Annotated in this window: 11 protein-coding genes; all 11 read left to right on the top strand. The window is 51.3% G+C overall.

Annotated elements, in window-relative coordinates; all coding sequences use genetic code 11:
* The first annotated feature begins 368 nt into the window (after window positions 1–368).
* The 11 genes from BM202_RS12560 (at window position 369) to BM202_RS37790 (ending at window position 18436) form a co-directional block, all read left to right on the top strand.
* A complete protein-coding gene (locus tag BM202_RS12560) occupies window positions 369–2012 on the top strand; it encodes a pectate lyase family protein (protein ID WP_093826500.1) in 1644 nt (547 codons plus the stop codon).
* A gap of 90 nt (window positions 2013–2102) precedes the next feature.
* Window positions 2103–5249 (top strand): DUF6298 domain-containing protein, encoded by a 3147-nt coding sequence (locus tag BM202_RS12555; RefSeq protein ID WP_245776649.1) that lies wholly within the window; start codon window positions 2103–2105, stop codon window positions 5247–5249.
* Complete coding sequence (locus BM202_RS12550) at window positions 5246–7156, top strand: exo-alpha-sialidase (protein ID WP_245776648.1); 1911 nt, start codon at window positions 5246–5248, stop codon at window positions 7154–7156. Before BM202_RS12555 ends, BM202_RS12550 begins: the two co-directional genes overlap by 4 nt.
* Window positions 7157–7255: 99 nt before the next feature.
* Complete coding sequence (locus BM202_RS12545) at window positions 7256–8770, top strand: sialate O-acetylesterase (protein ID WP_093826496.1); 1515 nt, start codon at window positions 7256–7258, stop codon at window positions 8768–8770.
* Between the two features lie 2 nt (window positions 8771–8772).
* The gene (locus BM202_RS12540; RefSeq protein WP_093826495.1) at window positions 8773–9477 is read left to right on the top strand and encodes a DUF3826 domain-containing protein; all 705 of its coding nucleotides are present in this window, start codon (window positions 8773–8775) and stop codon (window positions 9475–9477) included.
* A gap of 89 nt (window positions 9478–9566) precedes the next feature.
* On the top strand, window positions 9567–10715 hold the full coding sequence (locus BM202_RS12535; RefSeq protein ID WP_093826493.1) for a sialidase family protein: 1149 nt from the start codon (window positions 9567–9569) through the stop codon (window positions 10713–10715).
* Window positions 10716–10788: 73 nt separating this feature from the next.
* Window positions 10789–11937 (top strand): iron-containing alcohol dehydrogenase, encoded by a 1149-nt coding sequence (locus tag BM202_RS12530; RefSeq protein ID WP_093826491.1) that lies wholly within the window; start codon window positions 10789–10791, stop codon window positions 11935–11937.
* An 8-nt stretch (window positions 11938–11945) separates the two neighbouring features.
* Window positions 11946–12860, top strand: coding sequence for a dihydrodipicolinate synthase family protein (locus tag BM202_RS12525; RefSeq protein ID WP_218160542.1), 915 nt, complete (start codon window positions 11946–11948; stop codon window positions 12858–12860).
* Between the two features lie 206 nt (window positions 12861–13066).
* A complete protein-coding gene (gene pdxA / locus BM202_RS12520) occupies window positions 13067–14125 on the top strand; it encodes a 4-hydroxythreonine-4-phosphate dehydrogenase PdxA (protein ID WP_093826487.1) in 1059 nt (352 codons plus the stop codon).
* A 71-nt stretch (window positions 14126–14196) separates the two neighbouring features.
* Window positions 14197–15348, top strand: a complete 1152-nt coding sequence (locus BM202_RS12515; RefSeq protein ID WP_093826485.1) for a four-carbon acid sugar kinase family protein — start codon at window positions 14197–14199, stop codon at window positions 15346–15348.
* A 112-nt stretch (window positions 15349–15460) separates the two neighbouring features.
* Complete coding sequence (locus BM202_RS37790) at window positions 15461–18436, top strand: sodium:solute symporter family protein (RefSeq protein WP_218160540.1); 2976 nt, start codon at window positions 15461–15463, stop codon at window positions 18434–18436.
* Window positions 18437–18454: the final 18 nt, after the last annotated feature.

Here is an 18454-nt window from a genome sequence, read left to right as displayed (position 1 = left end):
AAGGTGAGGCCAAAAACATAAGAATAGCCTATACATCATCATTTTTGTTTGTGTAATCACTCAATATCAACCCTTCTCCGTTGGTTCAACAGTCCGCAAATCGCGTTTGACAATGCGCCTAAATTAACGCTGAAATCCTTCGTCTTCACCCTGCCAATTGCTTAATTCTATCTATTTATAATGCAATTGAGCGCGATTCCTGCCTGGATGATAATATCCTATACATTGCCGAAAAAATGATATAGATATTAGCCTATTTTTTAGCCTTATTTTGAGCTTACTATACAATCTGAGCGTAAGCCATTTAAGCGCCCGTTTGAAAGAGAAATTCTTGACTCATTCAATCACCGAACAGAAATCGTACTCAAATGAAAAAATCTGTCATTCCTGTAGCTCTTTCTGCTATCCTGTTTCTTGGTCAGTACTCGGCTTTAGCCCAGTATCCAACCATCCCGGCGAATGTTCAGAAGGAAAGTGATGAATTGCTCAAGGAATCCCGTCGACAGTCGGATATTGCCTGGGAAAAGGCGAAGCCGATTATTGCAAAAGAAGCGAAGGAAGGCAAACCTTATGTCCCCTGGGCGGCCCGTCCCGTCGATCTGCCGCAGGCGTCAATTCCAGCTTTTCCGGGTGCTGAAGGCGGTGGAGCCTATACATTTGGTGGTCGTGGTGGCAAGGTTTATGTCGTTACCAGTCTGGAAGACAGAGGTCCTGGTACATTGCGGGAAGCCTGCGAACAGGGTGGTGCGCGTACCATCGTTTTTAACGTAGCAGGAATCATCAGAATCAAAACGCCCATTATCATTCGGGCACCTTATATCACGGTTGCCGGTCAGACAGCACCGGGCGACGGTGTTTGTGTGGCGGGCGAATCGGTCTGGATCAACACGCACGACGTGATTATTCGCTATATGCGTTTCCGTCGGGGCGAAACCGGCGTTGGCCGTCGCGACGATTCGATTGGCGGAAATCCCATTGGCAACATCATGATCGATCATGTGTCGGCGAGTTGGGGACTAGACGAAAATATGTCGATGTATCGCCACATGTATAACGACAGTACGGGAAAGACAGTGGAAGAAAAGCTCCCAACGGTCAATATCACGATTCAGAACTCGATTTTTTCGGAAGCCTTAGATACCTGGAACCACGCTTTTGGCAGTACGTTGGGTGGCGAAAATTGTACGTTCATGCGCAACCTTTGGGCCGATAACGCGGGCCGAAACCCATCGATCGGCTGGAATGGCATCTTCAACTTTACCAACAATGTCATTTTCAACTGGGTACACCGCTCAACGGATGGGGGCGACTATACGGCTATGTACAATATTATCAACAACTATTACAAGCCGGGCCCGCAAACGCCCAAAGATTCGCCCCTTGCCTACCGCATCCTAAAACCAGAATCGGGACGCAGCAAATTGCCTTACCGGGTCTATGGCCGGGCGTATGTCAATGGCAATATTGTCGACGGGAACGAAAAGGTAACGAAAGATAATTGGGATGGCGGGGTTCAGGTTGAAGAAATGGCGAATGCTGGTGAGTACATGGCCAACATTAAATGGAAAGAGCCGCTTCCGATGCCTAAGCTCACAATTTTGCCCGCGCAACAGGCGTACAGCTACGTATTGGCCAATGCCGGGGCCATGCTTCCCAAACGCGACCCTGTCGATACACGCGTCATTGAGCAGGTACGTACCGGAAAAATTACGTACAGAGAAGGGGTGAAACTGCCCGAAACCCAGTTCAAACACCGTCGGTTACCGATTGATTCGTACAAGAATGGTATCATTACCGATCCGGTTCAGGTGGGTGGATATCCAGATTACAAGGGCACGCCATACGTTGATTCCGACAAGGACGGCATGCCCGATGCGTGGGAAACCAAAAATGGCCTGAATCCCAAAGACCCTTCGGATGCCAGCCTGGCCAAAAAGAAAGATGCCTATACTAACATTGAAGAGTACCTTAACAGTGTCGTGCCTGTTCAACAGGTGATTCCAAGAACGTAAAGGTTTTTTTAATCGCCGGGTTAAAACCCGGCGCAATACAAATCAGCTTGCGCTGCGTTGGGTTTTAACCCGGCGATTAAATCTAAACCCGTGCTAAAATCTTCTCTGCTTATCGCCCTGGTGTCGTGGCTAACCATTGGTTGGTACACCCGCGATACGTATGCACAGAAGAATAAACCGGCTCCGCCAAAACCGGTGGCGCTTAGCCCGCAGGGACGTTTGATCTATACACCCGACGAGCAAGGTAACCGCATTTCTGATTTTTCGTATTGTGGCTATAAGGCTGGCGAACAGGCCATCCCAAACGTAGCGATCAGAATAGTAGTGCCGTTTCAGAAGGGGGACGCCACCCGCCGAATACAGGCCGCTATTGATTACGTAGCGTCTTTGCCGGTAAATAGCGATGGATTTCGGGGCACCGTCCTGCTCGAAAAGGGCATCTATGAAGTTGCTGGAAGTTTGAAAATTAGTGCGTCGGGTGTCGTGCTTCGGGGGAGTGGAACTGGCAGTACAACCCTTCTGGGAACGGGTTTCAGTCGCGACAATCTGATTACAATTACCGGGCAAAACGACCGAAAAACTGAATCATCAATTGCTATTGCCGTTAGCTACGTGCCAGTCAATGCGCAAAAAATTCACATTGCTAAATCGGCTGATTTTAAGGTCGGCGATCTGGTTCAGATTCATCGGCCATCCACCAAAGAATGGATTCAGAAACTGGGAACCGATACGTTTGGCGGAGGGATTTCTTCTCTGGGCTGGAAACCCGGTCAGCGCGACATCTTCTGGGAACGGCAAATTACAGCCGTTAATGGCTCCGAAATAACCCTTGATGCCCCCTTGACTACGGCCCTGGATTCGGTTTTTGGCGGAGGCACGCTTGCCCGTTACACCTGGGCGGGTCGCATCGCGCAATCGGGCGTCGAAAATCTCACCCTCAAATCATCCTACGACAAAGCCAATCCAAAAGACGAAGACCACCGCTGGACGGCCATCGGGATCGAAAACGTACAGGATGCCTGGGTGCGACAGGTTGTTTTTCGTCATTTCGCCGGATCGGCTGTCAACGTTCAGGAAACGGCAAAGCGGATTACAATTGAAGATTGTCAGTCGCTGGAGCCGGTTTCCGAAATCGGAGGTGAACGACGTAACACGTTCCTGGTCAGAGGACAACAGGTGCTTTGCCAGCGGTTGTATTCCGAATTCGGCTATCACGATTTTGCGGTTGGTTATTGCAGTGCCGGGCCTAATGCGTTTGTGCAGTGCGAAGCGCATTTGCCGTTCAGCTTCAGTGGCAGCATCGATAGCTGGGCGTCGGGGGTGTTGTTCGACGTCGTGAATAGCGATGGCAATGCGCTCCGTTTCGCCAATTTTGGACAGGATGGACAAGGTGCAGGCTGGAGTGCCGCCAACAGTGTTTTCTGGCAATGTACAGCCGCTCGCGTGGAGAATTTTCGACCACCAACGGCGCAAAACTGGGCGTTCGGTACATGGGCGCAGTTTGCCGGAGATGGCTACTGGGACATGTCGAACGAGCATATCCAACCCCGAAGTTTATACTACGCCCAATTGAAAGATCGGCTTGGCGACAACGTAGCGGGTAGAACCATTCTGTTGCCCGTCGAATCCGAAGCGTCGAGTAGCCCCAAAGTGGACGTAGCACAGGCGCTTACCAAACTCGCCGTCAACCCCGCCCCGACATTATACGATTTTATCACCGCAGCTTCAACGCGCCAACCCCTTCCGACTACGTCCACCGCCAAATCCATTGATGCCCTTGGCCTGCCCAAAGAAACGGCGCTTGCGAAGGCTGCTCCTATGCAGATTCAGCTTGGGAAACTGGTGCGGGGAAATACATTGCTGACGGGTCGGCGGCAGGAAGTGCCCTGGTGGAACGGCAGTGCCCGACCCTACGGACTCGCCAGCGCCAAACCGCACATAACCCGATTTGTTCCGGGCATGACGGGCCGTGGCCTGACCGACAATCTGGAGGCAATGACGGATTCGATGAAAGCCGACAACATCGTTGCCATTGACCATAACTACGGACTTTGGTACGACCGTCGGCGAGACGATCACGAACGTATCCGCCGGATGAATGGGGACGTGTGGCCACCTTTTTACGAACTGCCCTTTGCCCGTAGTGGAAAAGAAACCGCCTGGGATGGCCTGAGTAAATACGACCTAACCAAGTACAATAATTGGTACTGGAACCGACTGAAGCAGTTTGCCGACCTCGCCGATCAGAAAGGGCTGGCGCTCATCCACGAGAATTATTTCCAGCATAACATTATCGAAGCCGGTGCGCACTACGCCGATTTCCCCTGGCGACCCGCCAACAATATCAACAATACGGGCTTCCCGGAACCAGTCCCTTATGCCGGCGACAAGCGGATTTTCATGGCCGAACAGTTTTACGACGTATCGCACCCGGTTCGACGGGCGCTGCATCGGGCGTACATCCACAAATGCCTCGACAATTTCGCTACTAATTCAGGTGTCATTCAACTCATCGGAGCTGAGTTTACAGGGCCGCTGCCGTTCGTACAATTCTGGATTGATACTATTAAAGAATGGGAAAAGGCGACTGGCAAAAAGGCAATCATTGGGTTGAGCACCACTAAGGAGGTTCAGGACGCGATTCTGGCTGATGCCAAACGGGCCTTAGTCATTAATCTGATCGACATTCGGTTCTGGCATTACCAGGCCAACAGCACAGCCTATGCACCCGCAGGTGGTCAAAATCTGGCTCCACGTCAGCACGCCCGACTCTTGACGCCCAAGAAAACATCGTTCGAACAGGTGTATCGGGCGGTGCGGGAATACCGCCAGAAGTTTCCTGATAAGGCCGTTACGTTTGCGGGCGACAGCTTCGATTCAATGGGCTGGGCGGTTTTGATGGCGGGCGGTTCCATGCCGAACATCCCAGCGGTTGCCGATCCGCAATTCTTAGTGGACGCCACCCAAATGCAGCCTCTTGAACTTAGCCAAACACCGGCTAATCAGTGGGCAATGGGTAATGAAAAAGCGGGTTATATCCTCTATAGCGAATCCACAATGCCTATTCAGCTTGATTTGACAAAAGCAATGGGGTCGTTCTCAGTCAATTACATCAACCCCAAAACGGGGGATGTAGTGAAGTCGAAAGAAATCGTGAAAGGCGGGGGTGTAGTTAGTCTGAAAAAACAGGCGGAGGGTGCGGAAGTGATTTGGGTTAAAAAAAGTAAAGGGTTATGAGAACGATTAATTTTACCCCCAACCCCCTGAAGGGGACTAAAACCTCCGGCTGGAAAGCCCCCTTTAGGGGGTTGGGGGTAATAATCTTTGCCCTATTTTTCACCCAAACCCACGCTCAGGACACGGTGCGCTACGTTGGGCAGACGCTGTCCAATGTCGATTATCATCACGGGCAATTGAGTCCGGCGGTGGGTGTGCATAACATTCAGGTGTTTCGGGCGAATCGCGAACATCCGGAACTGGCGGGCGGCACCAACTGGACCTACAACCACGCGCCCATGCTGGCCTACTGGAACAATACGTTCTACCTGCAATACCTCAGCAATCCGGTTGGCGAACACGTCCCGCCGGGGCAAACATTGCTCCTGACGTCAAAAGACGGCTATAAATGGTCGACCCCGACTATCATTTTCCCGCCTTACAAAGTGCCGGATGGGTGGAAAAAAGCAGGCCGCCCGGAGGTGGCCAAAGACTTGTATGCAGTCATGCACCAGCGTATGGGCTTTTTCGTCGCGACCAACAAACGACTCCTGACACTAGCTTTTTATGGCCTTGTTATGGGTCCGAAAGATGACCCGAACGACGGCAACGGCATTGGTCGGGTGGTGCGCGAAATCTATCCCGATGGCAAGTTTGGGCCGATATACTTCATCCGAAACAATACGTCCTGGGATAAATTGAAATCGGCTTATCCGTTCTATACCAGTTCAAAAGACAAAGGCTTTGTGGATGCTTGCGACGAACTGCTGGGCAATACGCTCATGATGCAGCAATGGATTGAAGAAGCCGACCGCAACGACCCGTTGATTTCGCTCAAGAAAGACGTAAAAGCGTTCAGCTACTACCATCTGCCCGACAATCGCGTCGTGGGTTTGTGGAAACACGCCCTCACGACGATCAGCAAGGATAATGGCAAAACGTGGCAGTACAATCCACTTCGGGCGCCGGGTTTCGTGAACAGCAATGCCAAAATCTGGGGGCAAAAAACATCCGATGGCCAGTACGCTACGGTTTATAATCCATCGGAATTTCGCTGGCCGCTGGCTGTCTCGACCGGCAAAGACGGACTGAATTACACCAATTTACTGCTGGTAAATGGAGAAATTACATCCCTGCGTTATGGCGGGGCCTACAAATCCTACGGGCCGCAGTACGTTCGGGGAATCGAGGAAGGGAACGGTACGCCACCCGATGGGAATCTGTGGGTTACGTATAGCATGAACAAGGAGGATATCTGGGTGTCCAGCATTCCGGTTCCTATCACCGACGAGGTGAAAACCCATGCCAACGACGTGTTTGCACTGCTTCCCGCGGGCGAAGAACTAAAAAACTGGAATATCTACAGCCCACTTCAGGCAACGGCTCAAATGGAAACAGTTGGCGGCACCAAAGCACTGGTACTGCGCGACAAAGACAAATTCGATTTCGCCAAAGCCGAGCGCGTCATTCCCGATTCAAAGAAAGTGACCGTCGAGTTTTCGATCGTGCCACAACAAGTCAACAAAGGCACCTTGCAGATTGAATTTCAGGATGCGCAAGGGAACGCGGCTGTACGGCTGATGTTCGACGCTGACAGCCTGTTCAAAGCCAAAGTGGGCTACCGAGATTCGAACATTCAGAAATACGAGGCTGGTAAACAATACGACGTACGGATCGAGCTGGACCGAGACAAACGCATGTTCACTACGTTCGTCAACGGGCAATCCAAAGGCAACCGACTGTTTTTTGCCCCGGTGGCCTCGTTCCGGCGCGTCGTTTTCCGAACGGGTGCGGTACGTCGTTTCCCGGATGCTGATACGCCCACCGATCAGAGCTACGATCTACTCAAAGCGGGCGATCAGGATGCCGAAGCTGTCTTTGTGATCAAGTCATTTAAAACGAGCGGTTTACAGTCAAGAGTGGAGTAAAACACCCCTAAATCCCCTAAAGGGGGCTTTTTCTACGCATGAGCAAAGTCTCCTTTAGGAGATTTAGGGGTGTTTTTAGAAGATAAGATTAAATCAAAAATGTTCAAGTACACCCTGTTCGCTATCACCTTGTTTCTCCTTTCTGCCCACCTGAAAGCCGAGATCATTTTGCCCCGCATTCTAGGGCATAACATGGTGCTGCAACAGGGTAAGCCGTTGTCGTTCTGGGGAAAAGCATCGGCGGGCGAAACCGTGACGGTTCAATTTGCCGCACAAAATCAAACAACCTCCGCCGATGCATCGGGCAAGTGGAGCGTTACGTTGAAACCGCTCAAAGCATCGGCTATTCCTTCCGAATTAGTCATTTCGGGGACGAATACGATCCGGCTGCAAAATATTCTCGTGGGCGAAGTCTGGCTGTGTTCGGGACAGTCGAACATGGAATACACGATGCGGAAGAACAGTAAAGTGAAGCCATCGCTCGCGACCCAACTCGTTGATGGACGCAATCCAGTCGATGAATTAACCTACGCCAACAATCCACAGATACGCATCTTTTTAGTCAACCGGAAAGAACTAGGCAAACCCGATTCGCTGCATCGCGGATGGAACGTAGCGCAGGACTCAGCCCTACGGTCGTTTTCGGCACCGGCTTATTTTTTCGCCAAAGAACTCCACAGGAATCTGAACGTACCGATTGGCGTCATTGCGTCGGCCATCCCCGGCAGTCGCATCGAGCCGTGGATTTCGGAAGCGGCTTTTCGGGAAGACACGTATTATGGCAACCAAAAAATAGACGGCGAACCGGGTAAGTTTTACGAACCCATGATTCGTCCGCTGGCGCCGTTTGCCGTGAAAGGCTTCTTGTGGTATCAGGGCGAATCCAACTGTTTTCTGAAAGAAACCACTACGTATTCGCACAAGCTGAAAACGCTCATTACGAGCTGGCGAAACGCCTGGAACGACCAGAAGCTACCGTTTTACTACGTTCAGCTTGCACCGTTCAAGTATTCTGAATCGAAAGGAAAAGTTGTACTGACCCGCGAAACGTTACCCGAATTTCGGGAAGCGCAGGAACAAGTGCTCAGCCTGCCCCAAACGGGCATGATCGTAACGACCGATCTGGCCGACGACCTGTCGGATATTCACCCACCTTTCAAATGGGAAATTGGCCGACGATTAGCCCTGCTCGCCCTAGCTAATGCGTACGACAAAAATGACGTAGTCGCGGAAGGGCCCATTTTCGAAAAAATGAAAGTGAAAGGCCACGCTATTCAACTCGCTTTCAGCCAACTGGGAAGCGGCTTAATCAGCAAAGACGGTCAGCCGCTTACGGGCTTTATGGTTGCCGGGAAAGAGGGTGTTTTTTCGCCCGCCGACGCGCACATTAACGGGAAACACGTACTCGTTTCGGCCGATAACGTACCGAATCCGGTGGCTGTTCGCTTTGCGTGGGATGAAGCCGCCCAACCAAATCTGTTCAACAAAGAAGGCTTACCCGCTCGCCCATTTCGGACGGATAAGCCGTTGAAGAATCAACTTTCTGACAGCTTTAGTCCAGCGAGTAGTCCCGTTTCGAGAGGTTCAGATACGAAAACGTCTAGTTCAAAATAACGATGAAAAACGCCTTAACTGCTTATTTATTCGTAGCGGCTCTAGCCACCACATTGCCCGCTTTTAGTCAGCAAGAGTCGACTCAGACGGTGATGTCAGCGGAGGCAAAATTGAATGCCGATGCCGAACAGGAAAAGAAAGCGGCCGAGTGGATTAGCTCGCTGAATCTGAACGATGCGGAAAAAGAAAAGCGCCTGACCAACGTAGTGGCTACTCATTTGAAAGCCACACGCGACTGGCACAATGAGCATCCGGCTAGCACCGTTCCCGCCGGAATCAATCCGGTAACCGGCAAACTACTGTCTGAACTGGACCGGCAACTCATTGCGGATTCAGCCATTCCGGCAACGGTTCATCAATCGCTGATGACCGGTTTGCGGGCCGATCTGGACAAGAATCAGGTCAACGCGATTCTGGATAAATACACGATTGGAAAAGTGGCGTTTACGATGAATGGGTACAAAGCCATTGTCCCAAACATCACGCCCAAAGAAGAGGAAACCATTCTCGGATTTCTGGAGCAGGCACGCGAACAGGCTGTCGATTATAAAAGCATGAAGGAAATCTCGGCCATTTTCGAGATCTATAAAACCAAATCCGAACAGTACCTGAACACCAACGGCCGGAATTGGCGGGAGATGTACAATACCTACACGGCTGCAATTAAAGCCAAAAAAGCAGAAGCTAAGAAGCAGGCAACGAATTGACATACACTTATCACGCCGGGTTAAAACCCGGCGCAAGAGATTAATTGCATTGCACCGGGTTAAAACCGGTGTTCCATAGTCATAACAACATGATAAACAAGACCCTATACCTAACCCTATTCATCAGCCTGACGCTGTTTGGCACTACGTTTGCTCAGTTGGCCAAATGGCAATCGGGGCTGGTGGTGGATGAATTCGTGGTTGATAAACCGCCGTTTCCGGAAAGTCACGCGGCCACCATCGCCGAAACGCCAACCGGGTTGGTTTCGGCCTGGTTCGGCGGCACCAAAGAGCGGAACCCGGATGTATGTATTTGGGTGAGTCGGCAGGAAAAGGGCAAGCGGGGTGCCGCCCAATGGCTGGCGCCCGAGAACGTAGCGAATGGCATCATCAACGATACGTTGCGATATGCTTGCTGGAATCCGGTTTTGTACCAGATTCCCAACGGCGAGTTGATGCTGTTCTATAAAGTTGGCCCGAGTCCGTCGAAGTGGTGGGGCTTACTGAAAACTTCATCCGATGGCGGACGTACCTGGTCGATAGCCCGAAAACTGCCTGATGGCTACCTGGGTCCCGTCAAAAATAAGCCTGTTTTGCTGGCCAACGGCAATCTGTTTTGCCCAACCAGCACCGAGGGCGACGGCTGGAAACTGTATTTTGAGGTGACGCCCGATTTCGGAAAAACCTGGCGAAAAATCGGTCCACTCAACGATGGAAAAACGTTGAACGCTATCCAGCCCAGCATCTTGACCTACGGCAACGGCAAACTCCAGCTTCTGGCCCGTAGCCGAGACCGCGCCATCGAAGAATCCTGGTCAACGGATAACGGCGAAACCTGGTCGCCATTGACCAAAACGAACTTGCCGAATAACAACTCGGGAACCGATGCCGTCACGCTGAAAGATGGTCGGCAGGTGCTGGTGTATAACCACGTATTGCCGCCGGGCGATCTGGCCAAAGGACCGCGTACACCGCTGAATCTGGCGGTATCGAACGATGGCTCAACCTGGTCGGCAGCGGTGATTCTGGAAGATTCGCCCATCAGCCAGTACTCTTATCCGTCTGTTATTCAGACGAGCGACGGGATGATTCATGTCATTTATACGTGGCGTCGGCAGAAGATCAAACACGCGGTTATCGACCCGGCAAAGCTGAAGTTAAAACCTATTGAAAACGGCGTCTGGCCAGCGCTGAAAGGGTATACAGCACCAATCGCGAAGGGTATTACAAAGGATTGATATTTATGTCCCCCCGTTGCTGCCTCCGTGGCGCGGTGAGGACGTAGCAACGGGAAAACGAGCATATTGAACAATGACGCAGGAATTGAAAATACACTTTCCAGGCAAGCTGGTTTTTGGCAAGGGTTCTCTTGGGAGCCTGACCGATGAACTCGTACAACTGTCGCCAAAAAAGGTGCTGATCGTGACAATTAGCCCGTTGCTGGACCAGTTGAAACGCCTGATTGATACGTTGGAAGCCAGCGAGATAGGTGTTTGGGTTGACACCAGCATCGTTCAGGAACCCTCGTTCACTGATTTTGAAAAGCTGATGAAAATCGTTTCGCCATTCAATCCCGATCTGGTGCTGGGCATTGGCGGAGGAAGCGTGCTGGATGTGGCCAAGCTGGTAGCGGCCCAACTGGACAATGACCAGTCGCTCAGCGATATACTGGGCATTGGCAACCTGAAAGGACGTAGCAAAAAACTCGTTTGTGTGCCCGCTACGTCGGGGACGGGCAGCGAGGCTTCGCCCAATGCGATTCTGGTGGATGACGCTGATAATCAAAAGAAAGGCATCATCAGCCCGTTTCTGGTGCCCGATATTGTGTACGTCGATCCATTGCTGACCATCAGCGTACCGGCATCCATTACAGCCGCTACCGGTATTGATGCGCTAACCCATTGCCTGGAAGCGTACACGAACAAATTTGCCCAGCCCTTCATCGATATGTATGCGGTTGAGGGAATGCGCCTGATTGCGGCCAATATCGTGCAGGCAGTACGTAACGGCGCTGACCAAGAGGCTCGTACGAACGTAGCGATGGGGAGTTTGCTGGGTGGTTTTTGCCTGGGTCCGGTGAATACGGCGGGCGTTCACGCGCTCTCGTATCCGCTGGGCAGTACGTTTCATCTGGCACACGGACTTTCCAATGCATTACTGCTGCCCTACGTCATGGAATTCAACATCCCGGCGGCCGTTTGCCGGTACGCGCAGGTTGCCCTTGCGCTGGGGTGCGAACGAGGGAAAGACGATGCCGAAACAGCCGCAAAAGGAGTCCGGAAAATCAACGAACTGATTCATGAATGCGGCATTCCGGCCCGTTTGCGAGACGTCAATATTCCGAAAGAAGCGATTCCTCAGATGGCCGACGATGCCCTGAAAATCACACGATTACTAAAAAATAATCCTCGGGAGATTACTCGCGACGATGCAATTGCCATTTATACAGCCGCTTATTAGCTATGAGTATGAAAAAGAAATACCAGGGCGTTGTTGTTCCGCTGGTTACCCCCCTGACCGACGCGTATAAAATTGATGGAACAGCCGTCGAAAAGATGCTCGCTAACCTTCAGATCAACGAAGCCATGCCGTTCATTCTGGGGACAACGGGTGAATCGACATCGTTACCCATGTCGGTAAAACAGAGGTATGTGAAAGAAGCGGCACGGCTGAAATCGGCAGATACGGTGTTGTATGCGGGTATTTCGTCGAATTGTCTGGAAGAGTCGGTCGATTTTGCCAACTACTGCTTCAATGAAGGTGTCGATGCGGTGGCCGCTACGTTGCCGTCGTATTATGCGCTGTCGGAGAGCCAGATGAAGCGGTATTTCGAGCAGTTGGCCGATCAGTTGAATGGCCCGCTGATCATCTACAACATCTTCGCGACGACCCGCATGTCGATTCCGATTCCGGTGATCGATGAGCTGAGTTACCACCCCAGAATCGTCGGTATCAAAGACTCGGAACGTAGCACCGACCGGCTGAGCGAGTCGTTGACGCTGTGGGCAAATCGACCGGATTTCAGCCACTTTATGGGATGGGCCGCCCGATCGGCCCACGCGTTGCTGGCCGGTAGCGACGGACTTGTGCCGAGTACTGGAAATCTCTTTCCGGGTCTTTACCGCGATATGTTGAAAGCTGTACAGGAAGGCAACGAGGGAAAAGCGTATAGCTGTCAGAATCAGTCGGATGCATTCGGGCATCTCTATCAGGTAGGCCGAACGCTGGGCGAATCTTTGTGGGCGCTGAAGGTTTTGATGCAGGAATACGACTTGTGTGGCACCACGATGATGCCCCCACTACAACCGCAGTCGGAGCAGGAGGAGATCCAATTGAAAGCCGCCCTGATTGAATTAGTCGAGAAGGAAGAGATACAACTGTAATCTTTGACAAAGATCCAAGAAACTGTATGCTAACCCCTAAATCCCCTGAAGGGGACTTTGTCTAAGCATGAGCCAAGTCCCCTTCAGGGGATTTAGGGGTTAGCAGGTTGGCTAAAAAAACATTTTTTAGATAGTTTCTATCCTTTGACAAACCGGGCTGCCGGAGCGGTTCTAAAATTCGTCAAAGCTGTTAATCAGACAATTAAATGATCAAAGAAAATAAACCGATAGTCGGTATCACGATGGGTGATCCGGCGAGCATTGGCCCTGAAATAGCCGTTAAAGCCCTGTTGAATCCAGTCATTTATGGCATCTGCAAGCCCATTCTGGTGGGTGATGCCGGTGTGTTTCTTGACATCGCCACGCGGTTGAATCTGAACGTAGTGATAAACCCCATTACGTCCGTTTCCGATGCGAAATTTGAACTGGGAACAGTTGATGTTTACGATCTTGCCAACGTCGATCTCGCCAACCTGAAATTCGGGGAAATCTCGGCGATGGCGGGTGAAGCGGCTTTTGCAGCAGTAAAAACTGTTATCGACCTCGCCCTGGCTGATGAGGTTGACGCGACGGTTACCGGCCCGATCAACAAAAAATCCATTAACGAAGCGGGCCACCATTTTGCAGGACATACCGAAATTTACGCCCAGTTTACTAACACCAAAAAATACGGTATGCTGTTGGTGGAAGACCAGTTGAAGGTAATTCACGTATCGACCCACGTATCATTGCGGCAGGCTTGCGATCTGGTAAAAAAAGATCGCATTCTCGAAGTTATCGACCTGTTATACAATGGGTTGATTTCGTTGGGCGAAACGAATCTGAAAATTGGCGTAGCGGGTCTGAATCCGCACGCGGGCGATTCGGGACTGTTCGGCACGGAAGACGATCAGGAAATCCTGCCAGCCGTTGAAGAAGCGAAACGCCGGGGCTACGACATAGAAGGGCCGGTTCCGGCCGATACGTTGTTTTCCAAAGCGGCAACGGGTTATTACGGCGGGGTCGTGGCCATGTATCACGATCAGGGTCATATTCCCTTCAAGCTAACGGGCTTTAAATGGAATGCCGAGAAGAAGCAGATGGACAGCGTGAAAGGCGTCAACATCACGATGGGATTGCCCATCATTCGCACGTCGGTCGATCACGGAACGGCCTTTGAAATTGCTGGAAAAGGCGTCGCCAGCCCCGATGCGATGATTCTGGCGATTGAGTCAGCAGTTCAATTGTCGAAGAATTCTATAATGAGCGAAAGAGTGAATGAGTGAAAGAGCGAAAAAACTGCGCTAATTTTCGCTCTTTCGCTCATTCGCTCATTCACTCTTTCGCTCATTAGACCATGATCGCAGTCATTGCAGACGATTTAACGGGGGCCGCCGAGTTGGGCGGCATTGGGTTGACGTATGGGCTCGATGTAGAGTTAGCCATGTCCGTCAATCCACAGTCGAAGGCTGAGTTACTGATTATTGCGACGGATGCCCGATCGGTTTCGGAGCCGGAAGCGGTAGCCATCATGACCGACGTAAGTGCGGCTTTACAGGCGATGAAGCCCCGGTTGATTTTCAAAAAAGTCGATTCGGTGCTGCGTGGGCACGTTATTTCGGAAACCATGGCTCAGCTAGCCGTCCTGGGCCTGGCCAAAGCGCTGATTGTTCCGGCCAATCCGGCGTTGGGTAGAATTCTGATCGATGGCCATTATTACGTTCAGGGAGAACTGATTCACCGGACCCATTTTTCGAAAGATCCGGAATTTCCGATCACCGAATCGAACGTACTGAAGCGACTGGCCAGAAACGACGTACCAATAACGGTGCAATCGCCAACGGAAGCTTTGGTCCAGCCGGGTATTGTTATCGGCGAGGTTGGCACGCAGGGTGATCTACAGGCATGGGCTAGCCGTGTCGATGAGCAGACGTTGCCGGGTGGTGGCTCGGGTTTCTTTACGGCTATTCTGGGATCTCACTACGTGTCCAAACGGTCAATAACACCAGTAAGTACCCTGGGCCAGTGCAGGCTTTATGTATGCGGAAGTGCCTTTGGCCAGAGCGTTGAGTTGGTAAAAAAAGCGGCAATGAGCGGAAATTCTGTTTGTTATATGCCGGATACGTTGATGTATCCCGGAGATCAGGAAACGGCTGAATTAGCCAAATGGGTAGCCCGGATTGCCGACTGTTTTCAACGAAATGAGCAGGTTATCATAGCCATGAAATCCGGATCGACCGTAGACACCAGCAGGCTGGCGGTCCACTTGAGAACCGTCATGGCGAAAGCGGTGAAGCAGGTGCTCAACCAGTTGTCGGTGGACGAACTGATTATTGAAGGGGGCTCAACGGCGTCGGCTATCCTGCGCGAACTTGGCGTTACGCGACTGGTCGTAACGCAGGAGCTGGGGGCTGGTGTCATTCGAAGCGCCGTTGTCGGCCAGGACAATTTGCACATTACCGTAAAACCGGGTAGCTACCGCTGGTCTCCGGATTTATGGACGTTTTGAAGGAGCGCATTTCTACCATATTCACGGACTAAAGCTCGTGAATCAGGCTAATTCAAACACGGACTGAAGCCGAACGCGGCCCGGCCTGTGGATACATTAATTTCCAAACCGAATGCCAAACCTAACCTTGAGCGTACTAGATTACCTGATAATCGTTACGGTGTTGATAATCAACCTGTATTTTGGTTTGCGCTACGCTAAAAATCAGAATACAACCCAGACGTATTTTGCTGCCAAAGGCCGGGTACCCGCCTGGGCAATTGGGATGTCGCTGCTGGCTACGTTGATCAGCAGCGTTACGTTCCTGGGGTATCCGAGCGAAGGCTATTCGTCAAACTGGATTTTGCTGGTACAGGGCTTAATGGTGCCCATTGTGTTGCTCGGTACCATCTGGTTTATTGTGCCACTGTATCGCAAGGTGATCGGGCTTAGTACGTACGAATATTTCGAAAAACGCTTTGGTAGTTTTGCCCGGTATTATAGCTCTATCGCGTTCGTTCTCAGACAGTTTTCGTCAATGGGGACTGTCTTTTTTCTATTGGCCGTTGCCCTGACCAACATGACCGGCGGCAACACCTTCTACATCATTGTTCTGGTTGGACTGATCATCATCGCCGTCAATCTGTTGGGCGGAATCGAGGCTGTTATCTGGCTGGATGTTTTTCAGGGATTCATGCTGTTCGCCAGTGGCATTCTCTGCGTGACGGTCATTATTTTCTCCGTCAAAGGCGGCTTACCCGAAATCATCAACGTAGCGTCTGCCAGTAATCGAACGGGTTTTGGACCTTACGAACTCGATTTTACGAAGCTAACGTTCATCGTCATGGTCATCAACGGCGCGTTCTATGCCGTTCAGAAATACGGTACCGACCAGACCGTGGTCCAACGGTATCTGACTGCCAAAACCGATAAAGCCGCTATCAAAGCCTCCATTTTAGGCATTTCGCTAACGGTGCCGGTTTGGGCGTTGTTCATGTTCATCGGCACCGCTTTGTTTGTCTATTACAAGCAACAGCCATTGCCGTCGTCACTACGTCCTGACGCCGTCTTTCCGTATTTTATCATGACGAAATTCCCGACGGGCGTGGTTGGATTTATTCTGGCGGCTATGATTTCGGCGGCCATTTGCAGCCTCAGCGCTGACCTGAATTCGCTGGCGGCCGTTGGCCTGGAAGATTTCTATAAAAAATTCCGCCCGGCCCGTACCGACAAAGAATATTTGACCATCAGCAAGGGGATTGTCGTCCTCTCGGGCATAATCGCAATTGGCATTGGAGCAATTTATTTGCAGGCTGGAAATGAAGGGGTTCTAGGGATTGTTTTTACGTTATATGCCATTTTTTCGGGCGGGATCGTCGGAATTTTTCTGCTTGGGATTTTCAGCGCGAGAGCCAATAAACAGGGTATCAATATTGCGATCATCATCTGTATTCTGTTTACGGCCTATGCGTTTCTGACTTCAACTAAAATCGGTTACGGCGATAACAAACGACTGCTGCTGGATCTGGGTAATTACAATTTTACGCATCACAAACTGATGCTGGGCGTGTATAGCCACCTGATCGTGATTGGCGTCGGCTATGTAGCGAGTCTGTTCTTCCCCAAGCCGAAACTCGACAGAAATCTGTTGTACAGCGGCTGGCGAACTGCATCGAGAGAAGCAGCAAAAGAAACGGCTGAAGCGTCGATCAGGGCAAAATTTGATGCGGCATCAAAACTAGGCGTCCTCGTTTTGTTGCTTGGATGCAGTCTGGTCGCATCCGCGCAAACATCTGATGATCAGTTCAAAAAGCCCCTCAAAGAAGTAATCGGTGAAATTGAACATCGCTATGCCGTAAAGATTCGCTACCCCGAAGAGTTGATAAAAGACAAATTCGTTACGTATGCCGACTGGCGATTCCGACCGGCTGATGTCGAGAAAACGATGACGAATATCCTGGCGTCGCAAGACATTACGTTCGCAAAAGAAGGCGATAAAAAATACAAACTTCAGGCGTTTCAATACCACCTCAAAACGCCCGACGAAGGCAAACAGCAACTTGACTATCTCGCTACATTGTACACCGATGTAGCGAGCTGGGAAAAGCGCAAAGCGGAGTTGAAAACCTGCATGTGGCACGCTCTCAAACTGTCGCATCTGCCAGCCAAACCCAACAGTCAGCCAATTATTACGAACAAACGTACTTACGACGGCTACACCGTCGAGAACGTAGCGATTGAAACGTTGCCGGGTTTATACGTAACGGGATCGCTCTACAAACCGCTGAATACCAAAGTTTTGATGCCCGTAATTCTCAATCCCGATGGGCATTTTGGCGATGGCCGCTATCGGGCCGACGCGCAGTATCGGTGCGCGATGCAGGCTCGAATGGGGGCTATTGCCTTTAGCTATGACCTGTTCGCGTGGGGCGAATCGGCCTTGCAATTCAAGCCGGAGGATCACCGGAAAAGTCTCGCCCAAACGATTCAGGTTCTGAACGGAATGCGTAGTCTGGATTGGCTATTAACGCTCAAAAACGCCGACCCAAAGCGGGTTGCCATCAGTGGCGGATCGGGCGGAGGAAGCCAGACGATGCTGCTGACCGCTCTGGACGATCGCATTACGTTGAGTGTGCCGGTCGTGATGCTATCGTCCTATCATAGTGGTGGTTGTCCCTGCGAAAGCGGCATGGGCGTACACCTCTGCGGCACCGGCACCAACAACGTAGAGATTGCTGCGATGGCGGCTCCCCGACCGCAATTAGCCATCACCGACGGCAAAGACTGGACCCAGCACGTACCCGATACAGAATTCCCTTTTCTGCAACGTATCTATGAATTCTATGGAAAAACGGACGCTGTAAAAAATGTGCATCTGCCGCAGGAAGGCCATGATTACGGTGTTAACAAGCGGCTGGCACTGTACGATTTTCTTGCGAAGAACTTTGCGCTGGACCTCAAAAAAGTGCAGGACAAATCCGGCAACATCGACGAATCGAAATGCACCATCGAGAAATACCCGGCGATGTACGTCTTCGGTGAAAAAGGCGAAAATCTGCCTGTAAACGCCATTCGGAAGTTTGAGGATTTGGAGAAGCTGATGCAATAACCTTAAACCGAACTTCCC

This window comes from Spirosoma endophyticum (assembly GCF_900112365.1).
Taxonomy (GTDB): domain Bacteria; phylum Bacteroidota; class Bacteroidia; order Cytophagales; family Spirosomataceae; genus Spirosoma; species Spirosoma endophyticum.
Note: the sequence above shows the minus strand (reverse complement) of the source record. Positions and strands in the feature narration are given on the sequence as shown.